The organism is Roseibium sp. AWQ4_290 (assembly GCF_056160985.1).
The window spans coordinates 1-2,500 of the sequence record NZ_JBSWYG010000045.1 but is presented as its reverse complement, the minus strand read 5'-3'; the positions used below and the strand labels follow the sequence as shown (position 1 = coordinate 2,500).

1 protein-coding gene and 2 rRNA genes (1 of these 3 cut by a window edge) are annotated in these 2,500 nt (G+C 56.3%); 2 read left to right on the top strand and 1 reads right to left on the bottom strand.

Annotated features, from left to right (window positions below; all coding sequences use genetic code 11):
• Together ACXAH0_RS25020 and rrf are read left to right on the top strand one after the other, a co-directional pair.
• A 23S ribosomal RNA gene (locus ACXAH0_RS25020) occupies positions 1 to 1,643 on the top strand; it begins 1,080 nt to the left of the window's first position.
• A 299-nt stretch (positions 1,644 to 1,942) separates the two neighbouring features.
• Positions 1,943 to 2,057 (top strand): 5S ribosomal RNA (gene rrf / locus ACXAH0_RS25015).
• A gap of 207 nt (positions 2,058 to 2,264) precedes the next feature.
• Here rrf and ACXAH0_RS25010 read toward each other — a convergent pair.
• Positions 2,265 to 2,500, bottom strand: a 236-nt coding sequence (locus ACXAH0_RS25010; RefSeq protein WP_475195989.1) for a hypothetical protein, incomplete at its 5' end; no start/stop codon positions are given.

The following is a 2,500-nucleotide window of genomic DNA, read 5'->3' as shown; positions in this document are numbered from 1 at the left end:
AAGGGGTCCCGCGCCGAAAATGTACCGGGGCTCAAGCCATACACCGAAACTGCGGGTGCATCTTTGATGCGCGGTAGCGGAGCGTTCTGTAAGTCTGCGAAGGGGGACCCGTGAGGGCTCCTGGAGATATCAGAAGTGCGAATGCTGACATGAGTAACGATAAAGCGGGTGAGAGACCCGCTCGCCGAAAGTCCAAGGGTTCCTGCGCAACGCTAATCGGCGCAGGGTTAGCCGGCCCCTAAGGCGAGGCCGAAAGGCGTAGTCGATGGGAATGCAGTTAATATTCTGCAGCTTGGTGGTAGTGACGGATGCCGTGTGTTGTATCTCCTTATTGGATTGGGGGTGCAGCGAAGGTGTTCCAGGAAATAGCTCCACTTTATAAACCGTACCCGAAACCGACACAGGTGGACTGGTAGAGCATACCAAGGCGCTTGAGAGAACTATGCTGAAGGAACTCGGCAAAATGCTCCCGTAAGTTCGCGAGAAGGGAGACCCATGCGAGGGCAACCTTGTGTGGGTGGCACAGACCAGGGGGTGGCGACTGTTTATCAAAAACACAGGGCTCTGCGAAGCCGCAAGGCGACGTATAGGGTCTGACGCCTGCCCGGTGCTGGAAGGTTAAGAGGAGGTGTGCAAGCACCGAATTGAAGCCCCAGTAAACGGCGGCCGTAACTATAACGGTCCTAAGGTAGCGAAATTCCTTGTCGGGTAAGTTCCGACCTGCACGAATGGCGTAACGACTTCCCCGCTGTCTCCAGCATAGACTCAGTGAAATTGAATTCCCCGTGAAGATGCGGGGTTCCTGCGGTCAGACGGAAAGACCCCGTGCACCTTTACTACAGCTTCACACTGGTATTCGTGACGACTTGTGTAGGATAGGTGGTAGACGTTGAAGCATTGGCGCCAGCTGATGTGGAGTCACCCTTGAAATACCACCCCTGTCGTCATGGATATCTAACCGCGGTACAACAATATCCGGGACCGTGTGTGGCGGGTAGTTTGACTGGGGCGGTCGCCTCCCAAATGGTAACGGAGGCGCGCGAAGGTGGGCTCAGAGCGGTCGGAAATCGCTCGTTGAGTGCAATGGCATAAGCCTGCCTGACTGCGAGACTGACAAGTCGAGCAGAGTCGAAAGACGGCCATAGTGATCCGGTGGTCCCTCGTGGAAGGGCCATCGCTCAACGGATAAAAGGTACGCCGGGGATAACAGGCTGATGATGCCCAAGAGTCCATATCGACGGCATTGTTTGGCACCTCGATGTCGACTCATCACATCCTGGGGCTGGAGCAGGTCCCAAGGGTTTGGCTGTTCGCCAATTAAAGTGGTACGTGAGTTGGGTTCAGAACGTCGCGAGACAGTTCGGTCCCTATCTGCCGTGGGTGTAGGAGAATTGAGAGGATCTGTCCCTAGTACGAGAGGACCGGGATGGACGTACCTCTGGTGGACCTGTTGTGGCGCCAGCCGCATTGCAGGGTAGCTATGTACGGAAGGGATAACCGCTGAAAGCATCTAAGCGGGAAACCCACCTCAAAACCAGTTCTCCCTGAAGAGCCGTGGAAGACCACCACGTCGATAGGAAGCGTGTGGAAGTGTGGCAACACATGAAGCTTAGCTTTACTAATAGCTCGTTCGGCTTGATCGCTCTCATTAATCAATGTTCATCTTTGCCAAAGCGCCCTTGGCGCTTTGGAAAGATCATTTTAGATGCACTACCGCCTAGCGGCTACTTGAGTGCGTTTGAAGTGCACTACCGCCTAGCGGCTACTTGAGTGCGTTTGAAATGATCAAAACAAGACCAGTTTTACCCCTCGTGGAAACACAGTTCGAAGCGCAAGCTTCGCAAGGCCAAGCGGCCGCCGCCCGGTCAGGGCGCGCTCCCGCAGGCCAGCGCTTGAAAAACGCGGTGTGGCCGTGAGGGAAAAGCAAACTGCGCTTCGCCGGCCTGGTGGCCTCAGCGGGGAGCCCCCACCCGATCCCATCCCGAACTCGGCCGTGAAACTCCCCAGCGCCAATGGTACTGCATCTTAAGGTGTGGGAGAGTAGGTCGCCGCCAGGCCTGCTAAACGCAGTTTGAAATCTTAGCGCTCTTGAGCGCGCATCTCTTCAACGACACAAAACAACCCGGCACCAGATCAGCTCTCATGCCTCCGGTGCTGGCACCATGGAGCAGCCCCCGTTTGACCGCAGGCGAAAGCCCAGGACAAACAGACAAAAATCCCGGGCAGGACACGGGCAGGACAGAAGCCCCCAAACCACGGTGATGCTAAAATAACGCGGGATGGAGCAGCCCCCGCGACGCCCACAGGACCAAAGGTCCGAGGACGCGCAAAACAAAAAAGGCCGGGCTTAAAACAGCCCCCTCCGGAACCAAAGAGTTCCAGGGAAAACAAAATAACGCGGGATGGAGCAGCCCCCGCGACGCCCACAGGACCAAAGGTCCGAGGACGCGCAAAACAAAAAAGGCCGGGCTTAAAACAGCCCCCTCCGGAACCAAAGAGT